This window comes from Mesonia oceanica (genome assembly GCF_902499555.1).
Classification (GTDB): domain Bacteria; phylum Bacteroidota; class Bacteroidia; order Flavobacteriales; family Flavobacteriaceae; genus Mesonia; species Mesonia oceanica.
This window is the reverse complement of the sequence record NZ_CABVMM010000002.1, coordinates 108532-126622: the sequence shown is the minus strand read 5'-3', so window position 1 is coordinate 126622 and position 18091 is coordinate 108532. Positions and strand designations below refer to the sequence as shown.

The following is an 18091-nucleotide window of genomic DNA, read 5'->3' as shown; positions in this document are numbered from 1 at the left end:
CGATGAACTCTAAAGAAGATTTACTACAGCAATTAATAACATCGATTAAAGAACGAAACGGTAAACCGGTGAATCCGCGGGTGGTTTTTGCGACCATAGAATCTTTAGGGATTCGAGATATTGATGTGGTAGAAGATTACGGTTTTGAATCGATCCCGCATTTAGCGGTGTACATTTTTAAACAACTTACCCAAGAATCGGAACTTAAAAATAAATTTCAAAAGGCTGCTGAAGCTAAAAATTTAAAAGAGATATCACTGAATGCTTATACTTCGGTTCGTCGTAAAATGATGATTAAGGAGTATAGTACCGGTATTTTTCATTTATTTCCGGTTTTTTTACAAATAATTTCGATCATCATTTTTGGGATCTCGCTTTGGACGTATGTTGGTTTTAACAACTTGCAGTCTACCGCAGTGGTTTTAGGGGTCATTATTGGGTTAGTGACCACCGGTGGCTTTGTTCAAGTTATTGGGAAACAGGTTTCTTTTTATTGGTACAACGAAGATTATTTAATGACGAGAAGAACCACCCAAAAAATACTGTGGACGGGCATTAAAAGTTTAATTATCACTTTTATTATCATTTCGGGGCTCAACCTTTTTATACACCTTTATCCCTTTGAATTTGTGCTCATTGTTTTTATTTATTCGTTTCTTATTGGGGTTTTGTTATTAGTATTATCTCCGCTTTATACGGTAAAACAACGTTGGGTAATTTCGGTTGCAATTGCAGCCGGAACAAGTACCACCTTAGCTTTATATTTTTGGAGTAGTATTTTTATCTATTTTGTGCATTGGATTGGGATTTTGGTTGCCATTGGAATCGCTATATTTTATTTGGATTATTTTTTTAAAAGAACCGTAAAAGATAAAAAAGGACTTTACCACGCCACACCAAAGATGATGCTTTCTGTGTATCGAAATTTTAATTACTTTTTCTACGGAATTTTAATTTACACCTTTATTTTTACCGATAGAATTCTGGCTTGGTCTTCTACCCTAAATCGGGATCTTCCGTATATCATATATTATGAAAAAGACTATGAAATTGGGATGGATTTGGCCATTTTGGTATTTTTCTTACTTGCCGGCATCTTAGAATATAGTATTACTTCCTTTAGTAGAAAAATGGATTATTGGCAGCGAAAATTAAAGTATAATAAAATTGAAGTTTTCAATGCTAATATGAAAAAACTATATTTTAAGCACTTACGTATATTTGCCATCAGCGCCGGGATTATAGCTATTTTTCTGTATGGAGTGATCACTAAACCTTGGGGGTACGAAGCAGGTTTTGATGAGAGTTTATCTGCCTTAAGTATTAAAGTTTGTTTAATAGGTAGTTTTGGATATTTATTTTTTACCTTAGGAATGTTAAACGTACTTTATTTATATACCTTAAATCAACATCAAAAACCATTAAAAGGTATTTTTATAGCCTTCTTATTAAATTTAGTATTTGGTATTAGTTTAAGCAGAATAGTAGCTTATGAAGATAGCGTAATTGGTATGCTAATTGGTTCTATATTTTTTATGGGGTATACTACGGTAGCCACTTTGAATTTTTTTAAAAACTTAGATTATTATTTTTATGCAGCGTATTAACCTTATGATGATGGTGTTTAGTTTTCTGTTGGGTTCAGGGATTAAAGCTCAGGATCAAAAAAATGATGTGCTTTTTTGCTATGGAGATTTTTATCCTGAACAAATTAAAAACTACTCTGTTGTTGTTTTAGAAGGCCTCCATTTCTCCAAGAAGGATATTCAAATTTTAAAAGAAAATAATGAAACTGTTTTAGGTTACATTAGTTTAGGTGAAGTAAATAAAGATGCCGCCTATTACGATAGCTTAAAAGAATTTACGTTGGGCAAAAATGAAATCTGGGATAGTTATATTCTCGATTTAGAAAATAAACAAACCTTTAATAAACTTCTTGATTTATTTGAAGAAGCCATGATCACCAAAGGTTTAGATGGTTTATTTTTAGATAACGTAGATAATTACGGACCTTATGGTCCCACTCCAGAAAAAAAACCGGCACTCGTTAATTTCTTATCAAAAGTGAAAGAACGCTATCCCGAAATGTACTTATTACAGAACGCCGGAGTGTTTATTATTGAAGACACTCATCGTTATATTGATGGGATTGCCATAGAATCTGTAGCCACTAATTATAACTTTACCACCCATAACTACAGACTTCGAAATAAAAAAGAATTTGAAGAGCAAGTACAGCATTTAAAAGCTATTGAAGAAGAATATGATGTACCTATTATTTTAATCGAATATGCAGATACACATCGTCTTCGAGATAAAGTTTTAGATCGTATAAAACCAAGTGGTTGGTCTTATTTTATAGGACAAATAAAACTACAAAAAATTCCGGTATTTAATTAGAACTTATCCCCCCATTGATGTTTGTAAATCTAGATCTATTTTTAGGACCTTTACGTTTTGTCGTCTTTTTGGGGTTTGTTTACCTATTAAATAGATTGGTTACTTTAAAGCTTTCCAATCAAGTTGGTTTAGATTATTTTATTCCCAGGTATGTAATACTTATCAGCGTATTGGTAATTGTCAGCTTTTTTCTTACGCAAATCAATGCTTACGATTTAATGACCATTTTGGTCTTATTAGTATTTTTTATCGTACTCTCGTTTATCAACTTAAAGCGAGGTAAATCGTTTCAATTTCAGTTTAAAAAAATTAGAAGTCGACTTATTATTTATACGATTAGAAGTTTTGAGAACCGCAAGAAGATCATCAGTGAAGAAAATTTCAAAAAAATTGAAGATCGCAAAAAGACCGATCAAGAATTTATCTCGGAAAAACAACGGCTTTGGCAAATTGGTATTGGTTGTGGTTTGGCAATTGTCGCTTTTTCATCTCGTTATTTCTTTTTTGAATACGATACTTTTTCACTTTCTGAACCTTGGTACAATAGCTTAGAGAATATTAAAGATATAAGCAGTCAAAATTGGTTTTTTCATCAAGGGACGATGATGGGCGATTATGCTATTATGAACTTTTATGGTGCTTTAACCGATATTAGTGATCTTATTATCATCGAATCCTTTGGCTTGTTAGAAAGTTCTCTTTTAACGGTAATTATATTTTGGGTTATTTATAAAATTACGCATACCAAGTTTATACCGGGCTTAATTGCAGCCTTATCATTTTTATTTTTATATGCTTTTTTACCCATTAATTTAAATTTATTAGTACAACATAAACCTAGCTTTTTAGCCTTAACTATAGCATTACCTACGGTAATTTTTATTTTAAACCCTACGTATTTACGAAAGAAAAAAAGCAGCTATTTTATTTGGATCACGATTATTTTTACGGCTTGCTTTTTTATGGACTTATTTGTGACCTTCATTGTTTTATTCCCCTTACTCTTTCTGTCGTTATTATTTTCCTTTAAATATAATAAGCCTTATTTGTTAAGATCCTTTGCTGCCTTCGACCTCTCTTTGCTCTTTATTTTCATCACCCATTACCTAGCAAGTGTGGTGAAAGATGTAAGTTTATTTGATTTTTATACCTCTAATTTATTTTCGCTCAATATATATTCGTATACACCGCAATTGATCACTTCAATTAATCAATTAATATTCTATTATCAAATCTTAGGGGGAGTTACTTTGCTTTTTGCCTTGATCTTATTTATCAAAGATCGAAAAAAATGGTTACAGATTATGGTTTTTCTTATTTACATCAATGTCCTCTTGGTGCTAAATAGTTTTGGAGATTCGTTTATAGATGTCGATTTATTAAATCAATTGTATAGCGTCTTTATTCCTATTCTATTGGGAATAAGTTTTTTTGTTTTATTAAGGTTTATTGCTTTTTTGGCTCCAAAATTTAAAATTGGATTACCCTACAGAATTGTGATTACGGTAAGTACCCTTGGAGTCATTATTTTATTTTTAAGTCAAAACCCGCTCTCAAAAGTTCCTTTTCATCAAGATAAAATTAAAGAGCAAATTATACAGGCCTACGATAAATTAGATAAAAACCTTCTCCCCTTTTCTTATGCGGTGACCAATACTTATCAAAATGTAGCCCTTAGTAGAAAAAGTCATTATTTTATAGATTACAGCTATTTTAATAACGATTATTTAGTACAAGATTCTTTATACCATTCTCATCGTTCTAAAACGCATTATTTACAAGCTCATCCAGAGCTTATATTACCCAAAAGCACCTTTGTTTTTATGTATGAAGATAACTTGAATGCAAAATATTTTAATGATACTCAAACAAAAGATAAAACTTTAAAAACTATTGAACTTCTACAACAACGGGGAAGAAAAATTTCGCTCTTTTTTGATGGTGAATTTGTAAAAGTTTATGAGATTGAAAATGAACCTCATGCCAGCAAAATAAACGAACTTTTATTTTAGATGAAGCAAGCCTACTGCAAAATATTCGTATATGTAAGTTTTATGCTCTGCATGATGATCGTGTTCTCGTGTCGTGAAGACGAGTCCGAAAATATAAGTAGTTTTCAAAAAAACACCCAACGTGTGCGTTTCGATGAACAAAGTCAAGAACCCCTAGTTCAATATATTTTAAATGCGGATAATGAAGAAAGTAAAAACTGTAACCTACATATTCGTAAAGCTTTAGATTATGCTAAAATTCCGTTTTCGGTAATACCACTAAAAAAATTTAACCAAAACTTTAAAATCGATTCTACCACTAAAGTACTAGCGATTTATGACGTTGGCTTACTTACCAACCAATCTTATCAACAAGTTTTAAAGTTTATCGCACAAGGCGGTACGCTTTTTCTTCCCAGTTTTTCTAGCGATGAAAAATTTGGTTTTCTTGCTGGGGTAAAATCAGATGCTAACTACAGTATTAATCAAACTGCCACTGGTTATCGTTTTCATCTTAATATGTTGCCAGGATTAAAAAATACTAGGTTTCAGAATAAAATTCGGCATTTTGGACTCAAGCAAGAAAATTTTAAAGATGAAATTGAGATTTGGGCAAGTGCTTATAATAATCCAGAATATCCTACGATTATCCGCAATCAATTAGGAAAGGGCCAAATAATAGCTTTCAATTCTTCACAATATGCAGAAAAGCAAGATCGCGGTTTATTTTTTGCTTCGATCTTACAAGGTTTACCTCATATTCCTTATTCTATTGCTAATGTTTCTAGTATTTTTTTAGACGATTTTCCTGCGCCACTTTACGATGTTTATGCCGAAACCATACAAACAGAAATGAATTTATCGCAAGCGCAATTCTATACCAATGTATGGTGGCCAGATATGATTAAGCTTGCGCGGGATGAAAATATTGTCTACTCTACCTATCCTTGTTTTGATTATAGAAATATTACCCAGCCACCATTTTTGTTTAAAGAATGGGATCATCATTCTTCTACCTTAAAAGAACATACCAATGATGTGCCCGCTTATTTAATGAGCTTGGCTTTAAAAGAACATCAAGAAATTGGTTTGCACGGTTACAACCATGTTTCTTTGATAGCAAGCGATTGGCCTAACGAAGATTTTATGATTCTTTCCCTAGAATCTGTAGAAAAAAAATGGATCTATTCCAACTACGGAAAATTACCAAGAACTTATGTCCCCCCTTCAAATGACATTGATAGTATTGGTTTTTCTGCTTTAGAGAAAGCCATCCCCAGTATTCGTTATAATTGTAGCTTATATATTGGTGAATTTGAAGATGGTGGTGGTCGAGAGTTTGACCCGGAACCTTATAACCATCATTTCTTTAATTTCCCCCGAATAAGTTCTGGTTATGATATAAATGCTGAAGAAGAATTTAATCAACATTCTCTTTACTTATACACCGGTATTTGGTCTCATTTTATTCATCCCGACGATGTATATCAAGTACCAAGCGATAAAAATACCAGCCACGGAAGTTATGCCTATCGAAACACTAAACGTCTAGGTTGGCGAACTTCTAAAAATGGAGAATTAGGCTTTCTTCCGTTGTTTAAAAATTACCTTGAAAAAACTAGAAAAATCTATCCTTTTATTCGTTATCAAAAAGTAGTCGATGCCGCTAAACATACCGAGAACTGGAGAAAAAGCAAGGTGAGTTATAACTTTACACCAGACAGTATTCAATTAAAAACGAGCCTTCAGCTAACTGAAAATTATTGGTTTATTTATTTCCCGGAGGCAGAAACTACTAAAATTGAAGCCTATCTAACCCATAAAAATATTCCCTATTCTAAAAGAGATTTTTTACTAGGGAGTTTATTCAATATTAAAACAAAATCAGATCAATTAACATTACCAAATTATCAAAAAAAATCAACGCCAATAGATTTTCAACAAATCTTAGCCTCTTACGAAAATTACCTCGATAATCACGAAGAGTTTATTGATGAGTCCCCAGATCTTCCGGTAGAGGCAAGAATTGAAACATTACTTCTTCAGCAAAAAAAATCAGGCTTAAGTCAAAAAGATTGGTTAGCTCTTTATCAATATTTAGGTTGGGAAAATCGAGAATTTGAAATTTGGCCATTACTAGAGCATTCATTTCAGGAGAATCCTTCTCGAAATTTGGTGAATTTATCACTTCTGTTTACTAAAAACAGTGATTATTCCGATGCAGACACTCGTCAACGTTGGATGTTGCGACAAGCTGAATTTATTGATGAGCAAGTCGAATTAAAGCTGAAGTATTTAATTGAGTTTAACGAAGAAACAAATCTTGACGAAATCACAATTAGCGCAGAAGAAATTGTCGATATTATTGAAGCTACTACCGACGAACAAACTCAGGAAGAATACCTATACGGTTTAATAGATAAGCATCCTGCATTGGCATTAAAAGTTTTCAATAATATAGAAGCTTGTGGGAACTTAAATAATCGTTTAAGTGAGTCGATAGCTTGGTTTTACAAAGAAAAGAACGATTTAGAAAAAGCGATTGCTTGGAGCCATTGTACACCAACTATTAATCAAGAAGAAGTAACTGAGTGGCGTTTAGAAAATGGAGAGTTTATGTTTTTAAAACAGCAAAACTTCCCGCGTTATATTGCGTATTTATTGCAAAAAAATGCGCCCTATGCTTTAAAAGAAGTCATTAATTTAACCCCTTGCGAAAATAAAAAATTACAAAGCCAAGCCACAGATTTAGCTTATGCTTTTGCTGATCAAGGTAGTTTTAGAAAAGCCTTACAATGGTCTGAATGTGTACAAAATTTCCCTGAAAAAGATCGCTTACAGTGGCTTTATGAATTGGGAGATCTAGAAAAGTTAGCCTCCGAATATCTTAGTTATATCGAAAAAAATCCGGAAGATAGCGAAGTAAAAGCAACGATGGCACAATTATACTTGTATGCCAACCAATTTGATAAATCTTGGAAGTTAGCTTCCATCTTAAAAGATTCACCTGAAAAAACACAATTACAAGTTGAGTTAAATAAAGAAGTGCTTACTATTCCTGAAAAAAACCAGTTTGCATTACTCGAAGTTGAACCTGATTTCTTTTTACCGGAAGTTCGAAAAAAGATTGAAAAGAAAAGACGAATTCAGCAAAACGATTTTATAGAAACCAACTCAGAATTAATTAGTGATTTGCTTAAGCCTACTTCTTTTACCAATATATTAGCTTATGGTGTTCGAGACAAAAAACTTCATACACATACGTTTGGTCTTACGAAATACAATGCTTATGCACTAAATATCGATACTTCTTCCGTCAACAGAAATCATTATCTGTACGGAATTCGCTATGGTTTTAAAACTAAAGAACGACAAGAGAAAATTAATTACGTCGCTAAGGCTAGGGTCGAATTTGATCGAGATCAACGTGTATTTTATCATTTAAGAGTAGGAGCTTCTATCTCTAAAGACAGTTTTTTTAGTTCTTTACAGCTATTTTATCGTCCTGCGATTACCGGGCCGGCATATAGTTTAGGTATCTACCAAACGCAAGTTAACGTGTATGAAGAATGGAAAATTAATTCTAATTGGAATGCTATTGGTAGTCTCGAAGCCAATCATTATGACGATAAAAATGTAATCGATGCGATGATTTTAACTAAGCTTTCCTATAACCTTACACTTACAAAAACGAGTAGTTTTAACCCTTACCTAGAAGGTTCAGGATTATTGGGGAATACAAATTTAGAGCAAGGTTACCCGTATTGGTCAGCAAAAGAGCGATTATATGGCGGTTTAGGGGTTTCTTATAATATTAAAAACGATGCTCAACAAATTGATGTTGGTATTGGCGCAGCGATGTTTTTAGATACGTTTTCAGGTAGTTTTCAACGATATCGAGCTACGTTGAGCATGCCTGTTTTTGATTCCCTATTTGTGAATGCTAATGCAGAATTTTTTACCCTTGAAAATTTTTATTCAAACAGTTTTCAGCTCGGTTTAAAATATTACCTAAATTACGATTAAGTTTTCGTGCTCCTTTGGTTTTATCTACTTTTGTAATTCGTAATTTTCTTGACTATGGCTGAAGCAATTTTAAAAGAACACCTCTATCCTACGCTTAAAAAATACTTTGGTTACGATGAATTCCGGCCGAAACAAGAAGCCATTATTTCGAATGTGTTAGCAAAAAAAGATACCTTGGTGATTATGCCTACGGGTGGCGGAAAATCGATTTGTTACCAATTACCGGCTTTACTACTGGAGGGAGTTACCTTGGTGATTTCGCCGTTAATCGCCTTAATGAAAGACCAAGTGGACGGATTAAAAGCCAATGGCGTGGAAGCCGATTTTTTTAATAGCAGTCAAGAGCCGGAAGAGCAACAGGAAATTTTTGAAAAGGTCGCACAAGGTACCTTAAAACTTTTATACGTAGCTCCGGAAAGCCTATCGGCACTCAACGATATTTTAAAAGAAACCTACATTAGCTGTATTGCCATCGATGAAGCGCATTGTATTTCTTCTTGGGGACACGATTTTAGGCCCAGTTACCAGCAATTGGGTTTTTTAAAACGTTCGCTCCCCAACACGCCGATTATTGCGTTAACCGCCACGGCAGATAAAGCGACCCGACAAGACATTGTCGAGCAATTAAACATTCCCCATGCGCAACAATTTATTAGTTCCTTTGATCGGGCAAACATTAAATTAGAAGTTCGTCCGGCTGAAAATCGGGTGGCACAAATCATTCGGTTTATTGAAAAAAGACCCGATGAGTCCGGAATTATTTATTGTTTAAGCCGAAAAGGAACCGAAAATCTAGCCGAAAAACTTCAACAGAAAGGAATTGAAGCTTCCGCCTATCATGCGGGATTAAGCCACGAAGACCGAAGCCAAGTACAAGAAGATTTTATTTTTGATAAAAAGAAAATTGTCTGCGCAACGGTAGCCTTTGGGATGGGCATCGATAAATCGAATGTACGTTTTGTGATTCATTACAACATGCCCAAAAACATTGAAGGCTACTATCAGGAAATTGGCCGTGCGGGAAGGGACGGACTTCCCTCCTTCGCGCTTTTGTTTCATACCTATGCTGATGTGATCCAACTACGTCGATTTACCGAAGGAGCGAGTAATGAAGACTTGCAAAATGCGAAGTTGGAACGCATGAAAGAATTTGCCGAAGCCACCGATTGCCGAAGAAAAATTTTACTCAGTTATTTTGGGGAATACTTAGAAGAAAACTGCGGAAATTGCGATGTCTGTGAAAATCCGCCTAAGTTTTTTGACGGAACCGTCATCGCCCAAAAACTACTTTCCTGTATTGCCCGTTTAAAAGGAACCGAGCCTTCCGGGGTGGTAATCGATGTCTTACGGGGCGCGCAAAACCAGAACATCCTGGGGAAAAACCTGCAGCAATTAAAAACCTACGGCATAGGCAGTGACATTGCTTGGCGCGACTGGCAGCATTACTTAACCCAACTGATTAATCAAGGCTATTGTGAAATTGCTTTTCATCAACAAAATGCGCTACACTTAACCCAATTGGCCAAGAAGGTGTTGTTTGAAAAGCAACAAGTCTGGCTTACCCGACCCCAAAGTGTACAGGAGAAAAAAGAAACCGCCCGAAAAACTACTCCCAAAAAAGCTTCCGGCAACAGTCTATTTGAACGTTTACGAAAGCTACGGTACGAAATTGCCCAAGAAGAAGATATCCCCGCTTATTTGGTGTTTAACGATGCTACGCTAAAAGAAATTGAACGCGAACGCCCCCAAACCGATGAAGAATTTAAAAGGATTAGCGGGGTGGGTGAACGTAAACTGGAAGTCTATGGCGATGTGTTTATGAACGAAATTAGAAAGTTCCATAAAAAGAAACGCAAAAAAGCGAATACGCATTTAACGACCTATGAATTATACCAACAAGGCTTAAGCGTAGAAGAAATTTCGAAAAAACGGGAATTGGCCGTCACCACGATTTATTCGCATATCGCTAAGCTGTATATGGATGGAAAGGACATCAACATCCACGATTTTGTAAGTCAACAAGAAATTGAACAAGTACAACAAGCCCAACAAGAACTGCAACACCCCGAAGGCTTAAAACCTTATTTTGAACATTTTCAAGAACAACTCCCCTATTTTAAAATTAGGTTAGCCTTAAGCGTGATGGAGAAAGAAAAGAAGTAGGATTATTTTTTGGAGAGATAACTATTATTGATATGTTATTTGGTTTTTAGGGTTTATTAGTGGGAAGGGTTATATTTGGTTGTATATAATACTTTGCCTGTAATTTAATAAGAAGACAATGAACGAAGATTTAAGAGTTTTTAGAACTGTTGTTTCACATACCGTTCCAATTACTGGAAATGAAGTAAAACTTTTTAATGAGTCTAATAAGAATGAATCAAGTGTAACCGACTTAACAGAGCAAGAAATAGTCAAATGGATTTTTGCCCAAAATGAACTCCGATATGTTATAACGGAACAAATCTGTGATTTAAATTTTCAAGATATTGATTATAAATTAGAGGTTAAAGAACCTCTATTAAACAAACAAGAACAAAAAATAATTGGAGATATAGATGCTGTTTTAATTCCAAAAAACAATATTGAGCAAACTGTTATAATAGAGTTTAAAAGAATTAAAGTTAGCACACTTCAAGACAATTCAGTAAAAACTAATAAACTTGTCACAACTCGAAAAAAAGGATTTTCTCAAATAAAGAAACTGCGTAAATTCAATTATTTTAAAACATATCTTGGTGTCATAATCGAGGACGACTCTAGAAATGTAAAAAGTCCAAACACGATATTGAGGAATTCAAACGACCCTGCTGTTGATTCAATTTTTGATATTAACAAAGACGATAAACTGGAAAATGATGCTGGACTTTTCTTCATAAACTTGACTCAACCAACAGGAGAAAATTTTGAATTAAGATTTAATTTTGGACTAAACATTGACAAATATGCCTCTGAGATAGAACAAAATAATTTTACAACAGAAAAAATAAAAAATCTTTTGAATAAATAAAAACTACTAGCAACTACATATCCTTATTCCTATTAAGGTTTTGTGTCCTGCGGACACAACCGCGCAAGCATAAAAGTCGGTAATTTTAGCTATCTTAGTTTTTAAACAATCCAAATTATTTTTACAAAATACCGTTGTAAGCAATTAAAACAAATCAATGCTAACCATTAAAAAAATAAAAATATATAACAAGTTTGGTGGAGATATTGATGGATTCTCTCGCGGAAGAAAAATGTCTCAGCAAAATTTATTTAATGACAATGATTGGTCTTTAATTGATGAATTTGAACAGGATATAAAATTGATTTCTGATAGGGTTGTATCAAAAGAATATAGAGAAAAAGCTTTAATCAAGTTGAATAAAAATTGCGATTTGGAAACCAAAGAATATTTCAAATCTAAAATTCCATTTTATTCGGACTTTAAAGAAGTTTCAATAATAGTGGCTAATATCAAATTAAGAATTAATGATGAAACTGATACCGTTTGGGCAGGATTTGAAAATACGGAAGCTTTGATAAAAGAACTTGATTATGACAAAAAACAAATTGAACTATTAGACTTTGATACTCTTGAGAAAATAAAGGTGGAGTTTTTACCGACCAGTACTTATCAAGAATTGGCAATGTCAAATGGTTGGAGTGATGAATATATACAAATAGCAAATAAATTTGATTCTATTCATAAGCGGATTAAAAAAAACTGCTTACACCATCGTATAACAACAATTGAGGCTTTATGTCCTGCGGACACAACCGCGCAAGCATAAAAATCGGAATTTTTAGCTATCTTTAATCTCAAATTCCCACAACTGACAAATATACAAGAAGTTGTGTTTCATGCATAAAAACCAAAATAGATGCATCTTGAGAAATTAAAAATAAAAAACTTCAAATGTTTCAAAAATGAGTTTGAGCTGATATTGAACAAAAATGTCAATATCATTGTCGGAGAAAATGAAGCAGGAAAATCAACAATTATAGAAGCTCTAAACCTTATACTTTCTGGCTGGCTTAAGGGTCGATATATCCACAATGAACTAAATGAATATATATTCAACAAAGAAACAGTAAAAGAGTATATTGAAAGTCTTCAAACTGAAACACCGTTAGCACCACCTTCAATCAAAATAGAAGTTTTTTTATCACCTGATGCACCTTCAATTTTCAAAGGAGATAAAAACTCTGAAAAATCCGATTCAATAGGACTTTCATTTAATATTGCATTTGATGAAAAATATTTACCTGAATATCAGATTTTAATTCAAACTGAAAGCATCAAAAGCTTGCCAATTGAGTACTATAATTTTTACTGGGAGTCCTTCGCGAGAGATGAAAGAGTTACACCAAGGCTGATACCTATTAAGCCCGCATTAATCGACTCATCAAATGGTAGATTGCAGAATGGTTCCGATATTTATATAAGTAGAATAATAAAAGACTTTTTAGAACAGAAAGAAATTGTAGATGTATCCCAAGCACACAGAAAAATGAAAGACGTTTTCATGCAAGAGGATTCTATAATTAACATTAATAAAAAAATTCAAACTGATTCAAATATTTCCAACAAAAAAGTAGAACTGTCAGTTGAACTTTCCTCAAAAAATTCGTGGGAAAACTCTTTAGTAACATATTTGGATGAAATTCCATTTCATCATATCGGAAAAGGAGAACAATGTGTGATAAAAACTAAATTGGCTCTATCACATAAAAAAACATTAGAATCCAATGTGCTTTTAATTGAAGAACCAGAAAATCATTTATCTCACGCAAAATTAAATGAACTAATTCATGACCTAAGAAAAGGTGCAGAAAACAAACAAATAATTGTTACTACTCACAGTAGTTTTATTGCAAATAAACTAGGCTTAGACAGCCTAATCTTATTAAACGAACAGAAAACAATAACTTTTAAAGATTTAGAAGATGATACTTTTACCTACTTCAAAAGACTAGCTGGTTACGATACCCTTAGATTAATTCTGAGTAATAAATCAATACTTGTTGAAGGCGATTCAGACGAATTAATTATTCAAAAAGCATATTTTCAAAAATACGGTAAACTACCAATAGAAGATGGAATAGATGTAATTTCAGTGGGCACTTCTTTTTTAAGATTTTTACAAATAGCAGAAAAAATAAATAAGCCAGTAATTGTAATAACTGATACAGATTGGAGTCTGGAACAGCTTGAAAAAAAATATGGAGATTATATTGGAGTAAACGCTAAACCCAACATTACAATTTCTTACGATAGCGAAATAGATGAAGGGGATTTTGAAATTTACGGTAAACCATTTAATTACAACACGCTAGAACCAAAACTATTAAAATCAAATTCTATTGAGTTGTTCAATTTGATTTTTGACAAAGCTTATACAACTGATGACGAATTTCATAAATATATGAAGCTCAATAAAACAGAATGCGCTTTAAAATTATTTGATACACAAGAAATAATTTCATTCCCCAATTTTATTTCAGATGTTATTTAACAATGACTAATGAATTAATCATAGCATCAGCAGGCTCGGGTAAAACAACAGCTTTAATCAAAAAAGCTTTGCTATACCCTGAAAAATTAATTTTAATAACCACTTACACAGAATCAAATGCTCAAGAAATTAAAAATAAATTTTTTGAATTAATAGGCTGTATTCCTTCAAATATTCATGTTTCTACTTGGTTTTCATTTTTAATTAAGCAATGTATAAAACCCTATCAGACAATTCTATTTGACTACAAAATAAAGGGACTTCTACTTGTAAACGAGAAATCAGGCATTAGATACACAGACCAAAGAACTGGAAGAAAAATTCCTTATGCAGAAGCTGATAATTTTGATAAATTCTACTTTTCAAAAAACAAAAGGATTTATTCTGATAAGGTTGCAAAACTTGCTGTTAGAGTTAACAAAGAAACAAAGGGCAAAATAATAAACCGTCTTACAGAAATATACGACTACATACTAATTGATGAATGCCAAGATTTGGCGGGATATGATTTGGAATTACTAAAGATTTTTGGACAATGCAGTTCAAATCTATCATTAGTTTGTGACCCAAGACAAGTTACCTATTTAACCCATAATTCTACAAAATATAAAAAATACAGAAATGGATTATTAAAAGAATTCATTACAACAGAATGCAGTAAATTAGGTTTTCAAATTGATGACACATCACTTTCTGAATCGTACAGATGTAATCAGGCTATATGTGACTTTGCAAATAGACTTTATCCCGAACATAGTCAATGTGGCTCAAAACAAGACGAAATAACAGAACATGATGGCATTTATATAGTTAGTAAAGACAAAGTTGATGAATATTTAGCTAAATATAATCCTGTTCAATTACGATGGAACTCTTCAACCAAGGATACAAATCCTGAATTTACAATTACTAATTTTGGACAATCTAAGGGTTTAACTTTTGAAAGGGTTTTAATTTATCCAACAAAAGGAATGCTAGGATGGATAATTAACAATGAAATTTCAGTCAGTAAATTTAGTAATGAAGCCCGAGCGAAATTTTATGTAGGAATAACAAGAGCGAAATATAGTGTTGGTATAGTCTGTGATAAAACAGATGGATTTATAAAAAATGGAGCAATTGAATACAAATAAAGCACGAAAACACAATACTGTATAACAGCAATTGTGGTTTTATGTCTTGCGGGCACAACCGCATAATTATAAAAGCAACAATCCCAAAAATCCTTCCCCTTCTCTCCCATTCCTTAAGAACGTCTCTTTTTGGGAATGGTATAGCGCACTTGTTTGTTCTTAAAATCTGAGATTTCTTGGCGTAATTTTTTATTGGCATTATCCAGTAACTCATTTTGTACTTTCATAATCCGTAATAAGTCATGCATTGCATCCAGGTTCTCTAATTGCGAATAAACAATTTCATCTAAATCGGCTTTCGTGTATCTTCTGCTCATGATTTAATTTTTAAATATTCAAAAAAAACTTAAATAGATTTATTTTATGCTTTTAAAGCATAACAAATATACTAAAAATATTTTATTGAATACCATAAAGCTTAAAATAATGCGATTAGCATTGAAAAGAAAGTTATTACATTTGGTATAGATGATAATTATTTAGGATGGAAAAAGAAGTTTTTAACCGGATAAAGGCCGTTTTAGCTGAACAAGGAAAAACCAATAATTGGCTGGCAGACCAGTTAGAAATGAACCGCACTACGGTTTCTAAATGGTGCCGAAATGAAATGCAGCCTCGAGTAGAAACTTTATTTCAAATTGCAAACAAATTAGACGTAGATGTAAGAAGCTTATTGATTAGTACTAAATAACAGGGTTAGAAATTCTATATTTTTCTTTTGGGGATTACATGTATATCAACAAATTCCAAAGATTTATGACTGCACTAGGATTGTATTTAGCTAAAAAGTCAATTAGTAAAGCCGGTGTTTCTGAAAAAATAGGAATCAGTAGGTCAACCTTAAGTGAACTTACTTTAAATGAGTCAACACATCTAAGGGCAAAAGAACTTTACCTGATTGCCTTAGCCATCGATGTTGACCCGTGTGAGGTTTTAAAAGAACTTTATCAGAGGTAAGCTTAAGAAATTAAATTAGTCCGTTTGAGTCATTTTAAGTAGGAAAACCTAGTAAAATTGTAGAGAGAACCGAATGTTAACTTTAAGCTATTTTGGAGCATGGAGTGAATTTTCAAGGAAAATTTGTATCGAAAAGCCACCCACATGGAAACTTCGATAGAAAATCTTTTGCAAAGATTTCACTCAGTCTCCGAAATTTTCTTAGCTCGAACTCAAGTTATTTTAATATTTTAACTTTAAAGAAAGTTTATATAGATGAAAGTTTACGGAAAGTGTAAAAATTGTAAGCAAGAAATCCCTTATCGAACAGCTGCCTATACAAGGGTGGAATTTGCGATGAAGGACGGGGAAACTAAAAAACTAACCTGTAAAAACTGTCAAGAAAAAAATGATTTTAAGGTGGACCAATTGTATGCAAAACCTTCTAAAACTGCTCAATTGATGGCCGGTTTAATTTTTCTTATAGGAACTCCCCTACTTTGGCTACTCATTAATCCCATCTTTGCATCCAGTAAAAATAATTATGTCGTTTATATTATCGGAGGTTTTATGCTTGTGCCAGTGATTGCTTTTGCTATTATAAATAAACAAGATCAAGCAAGAGTAAGTAATTTTAATAGAAGAAAACTAAAAGGAAGAGTGCATAACTTATAAATTAATTACACGAGCAAGTAATCCTCTATAGTTTTAAGCAAGGTGATATATTTGTATAGAAAACCGTGTAAGCGTAAAAGTTGGAGGTTTTTGTTATCTTTAATTCTCAAATCCCCTCGGTGGGGAAATTAAACAAACACGTAGCCGTTAAAAAAATGAACAGAGTAACTAAAATTAATCTTTCTAACTTAAAAAAGTGTAATCAAGTTTGGGCTGATATGCCCGAAAATGAAAAAGGGAAACTTTGTTTAAAGTGCAGTAATACAATTATTGATTTCAGAAAAATGACAGATTCTGAAATTGCAGAAACTCATCTTTTTTCGGAAGAAAAAGTTTGTGGACTTTACACAAAGGAACAACTCGCTAAACCAAAAAAAGAAGAAAAGAATATCAAAATCAATAATTGGAATTCTTTCTATTTTGGACTATTTAGTTTTTTGTCGTTTAGTAGCTACAGTCAAGAAAAAGCTGAACCAATAAAAACAGAACAAACTGAAAAAAAATATGACTTATTAAATAACTCTGAAAAAAAGCAGTTCAAAAAGAAAAATGCTATAAAAAATGACAGTATTTATATTTCCGGAAAATTAACAGATAACTATTCTCAACCTTTACCCTATGCAAATGTAATTATCAAAGGAACACGGACAGGAATTACGTCAGATTTTGATGGAATTTACAGACTGAATGTAACAAAAGAGATAGACTCTTTAAAAGAAATCACTTTAATCTACTCATACGTTGGACTTGAAACAACGGAAATAACTGTCGATTATGAATCTCTACAAAATAAGGAAAATAGAACTATAGACATAGAATTTAAACAAGGTCGAATAATCGAATATGTAGTGTATGAAAAAGCTCCATTTTATAAAAGAGTTTGGAATGGAATTAAAAATATATTTAGAAAGAAAAAATAATAATATGCAGTAACTTGTTTGTAAGTAATTTGCTTTTACTTGCCTACTTAAGAAAGTCCTCGCAGACTTTCTATCTGTATTATTTGCTAACTTTAGCGCTTAAACACGTAACGAAATCATACACTAGACCTATTGTAAGCAAGTTGGCCAATGAAACGCAAAAAGAAAATAATAATCGGAAATTGACATTTGGCATGAATCGCCAAGAATTGCTATGGTTGGAACAACTTCATATACTTGCGGAGTTCCTTGCATTGGACTTAAAGAAAAATATGGATTTCACGAATCAAATGTTGGTTGTATTGTAACTTCACCACAATTACGTGGAATTAACGCATATAATATTGAAATTGAAAAATATCTGAATAAAAGAAACGGAAAAGACTGGCGAAAAAAATACCAAATGGAAATGGACTCGCTAATTAAAAACAATATGCTGGAATAAATAAAAACCTACTTACAATAATAGCTCCTATGAAAAGCTCTAGTCCAGTTCTTCATATATA

Annotated in this window: 15 protein-coding genes; 14 read left to right on the top strand and 1 reads right to left on the bottom strand. The window is 32.7% G+C overall.

All coding sequences use genetic code 11. The features are described 5' to 3' along the window. Positions 1-2: 2 nt before the first annotated feature. The 9 genes from FVB9532_RS02480 to FVB9532_RS02440 all read left to right on the top strand — a co-directional run bounded on the left by FVB9532_RS02480 (position 3) and on the right by FVB9532_RS02440 (position 15054). Positions 3-1607 carry a hypothetical protein gene (locus tag FVB9532_RS02480; RefSeq protein ID WP_150543637.1) on the top strand — a complete coding sequence of 535 codons (1605 nt, stop codon included), beginning with the start codon at positions 3-5 and terminating at the stop codon, positions 1605-1607. Then, the gene (locus FVB9532_RS02475) at positions 1594-2400 is read left to right on the top strand and encodes an endo alpha-1,4 polygalactosaminidase (protein WP_150543636.1); all 807 of its coding nucleotides are present in this window, start codon (positions 1594-1596) and stop codon (positions 2398-2400) included. The genes FVB9532_RS02480 and FVB9532_RS02475 overlap by 14 nt, the downstream gene beginning before the upstream one ends. A 17-nt stretch (positions 2401-2417) precedes the next feature. Next, the gene (locus FVB9532_RS02470; protein WP_150543635.1) at positions 2418-4412 is read left to right on the top strand and encodes a hypothetical protein; all 1995 of its coding nucleotides are present in this window, start codon (positions 2418-2420) and stop codon (positions 4410-4412) included. Continuing rightward, positions 4413-8417, top strand: coding sequence for a DUF2194 domain-containing protein (locus FVB9532_RS02465; RefSeq protein ID WP_150543634.1), 4005 nt, complete (start codon positions 4413-4415; stop codon positions 8415-8417). A gap of 54 nt (positions 8418-8471) precedes the next feature. Beyond that, positions 8472-10580: a DNA helicase RecQ gene (recQ, locus tag FVB9532_RS02460; protein ID WP_150543633.1), complete on the top strand. Its 2109-nt coding sequence runs from the start codon at positions 8472-8474 to the stop codon at positions 10578-10580. 118 nt (positions 10581-10698) lie between these two features. After that, positions 10699-11427, top strand: a complete 729-nt coding sequence (locus FVB9532_RS02455) for a hypothetical protein (RefSeq protein WP_150543632.1) — start codon at positions 10699-10701, stop codon at positions 11425-11427. A gap of 157 nt (positions 11428-11584) precedes the next feature. Further along, complete coding sequence (locus FVB9532_RS02450; RefSeq protein ID WP_150543631.1) at positions 11585-12196, top strand: hypothetical protein; 612 nt, start codon at positions 11585-11587, stop codon at positions 12194-12196. A 90-nt stretch (positions 12197-12286) separates the two neighbouring features. Continuing rightward, positions 12287-13921, top strand: coding sequence for an ATP-dependent nuclease (locus tag FVB9532_RS02445; RefSeq protein WP_150543630.1), 1635 nt, complete (start codon positions 12287-12289; stop codon positions 13919-13921). A gap of 2 nt (positions 13922-13923) precedes the next feature. Further along, on the top strand, positions 13924-15054 hold the full coding sequence (locus FVB9532_RS02440) for a UvrD-helicase domain-containing protein (protein ID WP_150543629.1): 1131 nt from the start codon (positions 13924-13926) through the stop codon (positions 15052-15054). Positions 15055-15167: 113 nt separating this feature from the next. Here FVB9532_RS02440 and FVB9532_RS02435 read toward each other — a convergent pair whose 3' ends face one another. After that, a complete protein-coding gene (locus FVB9532_RS02435) occupies positions 15168-15371 on the bottom strand; it encodes a hypothetical protein (protein WP_150543628.1) in 204 nt (67 codons plus the stop codon). A gap of 167 nt (positions 15372-15538) precedes the next feature. Here FVB9532_RS02435 and FVB9532_RS02430 point away from each other — a divergent pair, with 167 nt between their 5' ends. The 5 genes from FVB9532_RS02430 to FVB9532_RS02410 all read left to right on the top strand — a co-directional run bounded on the left by FVB9532_RS02430 (position 15539) and on the right by FVB9532_RS02410 (position 18030). Then, positions 15539-15745: a helix-turn-helix transcriptional regulator gene (locus tag FVB9532_RS02430; protein ID WP_150543627.1), complete on the top strand. Its 207-nt coding sequence runs from the start codon at positions 15539-15541 to the stop codon at positions 15743-15745. 65 nt (positions 15746-15810) lie between these two features. Further along, positions 15811-16011, top strand: coding sequence for a helix-turn-helix domain-containing protein (locus FVB9532_RS02425; RefSeq protein WP_150543626.1), 201 nt, complete (start codon positions 15811-15813; stop codon positions 16009-16011). A gap of 255 nt (positions 16012-16266) precedes the next feature. Then, positions 16267-16665 carry a hypothetical protein gene (locus tag FVB9532_RS02420; protein ID WP_150543625.1) on the top strand — a complete coding sequence of 133 codons (399 nt, stop codon included), beginning with the start codon at positions 16267-16269 and terminating at the stop codon, positions 16663-16665. A gap of 119 nt (positions 16666-16784) precedes the next feature. Then, the gene (locus FVB9532_RS02415) at positions 16785-17585 is read left to right on the top strand and encodes a carboxypeptidase-like regulatory domain-containing protein (protein WP_150543624.1); all 801 of its coding nucleotides are present in this window, start codon (positions 16785-16787) and stop codon (positions 17583-17585) included. Positions 17586-17799: 214 nt separating this feature from the next. Continuing rightward, positions 17800-18030, top strand: coding sequence for an FEKKY domain-containing protein (locus FVB9532_RS02410; RefSeq protein WP_150543623.1), 231 nt, complete (start codon positions 17800-17802; stop codon positions 18028-18030). Positions 18031-18091 lie beyond the last annotated feature (61 nt).

Coding starts and splice junctions, on each gene's coding strand:
- FVB9532_RS02455 (WP_150543632.1), top strand. CDS start 10,699: ATGAACGAAGATTTAAGAGTTTTTAGAACTGTTGTTTCACATACCGTT.
- recQ (WP_150543633.1), top strand. CDS start 8,472: ATGGCTGAAGCAATTTTAAAAGAACACCTCTATCCTACGCTTAAAAAA.
- FVB9532_RS02450 (WP_150543631.1), top strand. CDS start 11,585: ATGCTAACCATTAAAAAAATAAAAATATATAACAAGTTTGGTGGAGAT.
- FVB9532_RS02425 (WP_150543626.1), top strand. CDS start 15,811: ATGACTGCACTAGGATTGTATTTAGCTAAAAAGTCAATTAGTAAAGCC.
- FVB9532_RS02440 (WP_150543629.1), top strand. CDS start 13,924: ATGACTAATGAATTAATCATAGCATCAGCAGGCTCGGGTAAAACAACA.
- FVB9532_RS02465 (WP_150543634.1), top strand. CDS start 4,413: ATGAAGCAAGCCTACTGCAAAATATTCGTATATGTAAGTTTTATGCTC.
- FVB9532_RS02430 (WP_150543627.1), top strand. CDS start 15,539: ATGGAAAAAGAAGTTTTTAACCGGATAAAGGCCGTTTTAGCTGAACAA.
- FVB9532_RS02435 (WP_150543628.1), bottom strand. CDS start 15,371: ATGAGCAGAAGATACACGAAAGCCGATTTAGATGAAATTGTTTATTCG.
- FVB9532_RS02420 (WP_150543625.1), top strand. CDS start 16,267: ATGAAAGTTTACGGAAAGTGTAAAAATTGTAAGCAAGAAATCCCTTAT.
- FVB9532_RS02470 (WP_150543635.1), top strand. CDS start 2,418: ATGTTTGTAAATCTAGATCTATTTTTAGGACCTTTACGTTTTGTCGTC.
- FVB9532_RS02480 (WP_150543637.1), top strand. CDS start 3: ATGAACTCTAAAGAAGATTTACTACAGCAATTAATAACATCGATTAAA.
- FVB9532_RS02475 (WP_150543636.1), top strand. CDS start 1,594: ATGCAGCGTATTAACCTTATGATGATGGTGTTTAGTTTTCTGTTGGGT.
- FVB9532_RS02445 (WP_150543630.1), top strand. CDS start 12,287: ATGCATCTTGAGAAATTAAAAATAAAAAACTTCAAATGTTTCAAAAAT.
- FVB9532_RS02410 (WP_150543623.1), top strand. CDS start 17,800: ATGGTTGGAACAACTTCATATACTTGCGGAGTTCCTTGCATTGGACTT.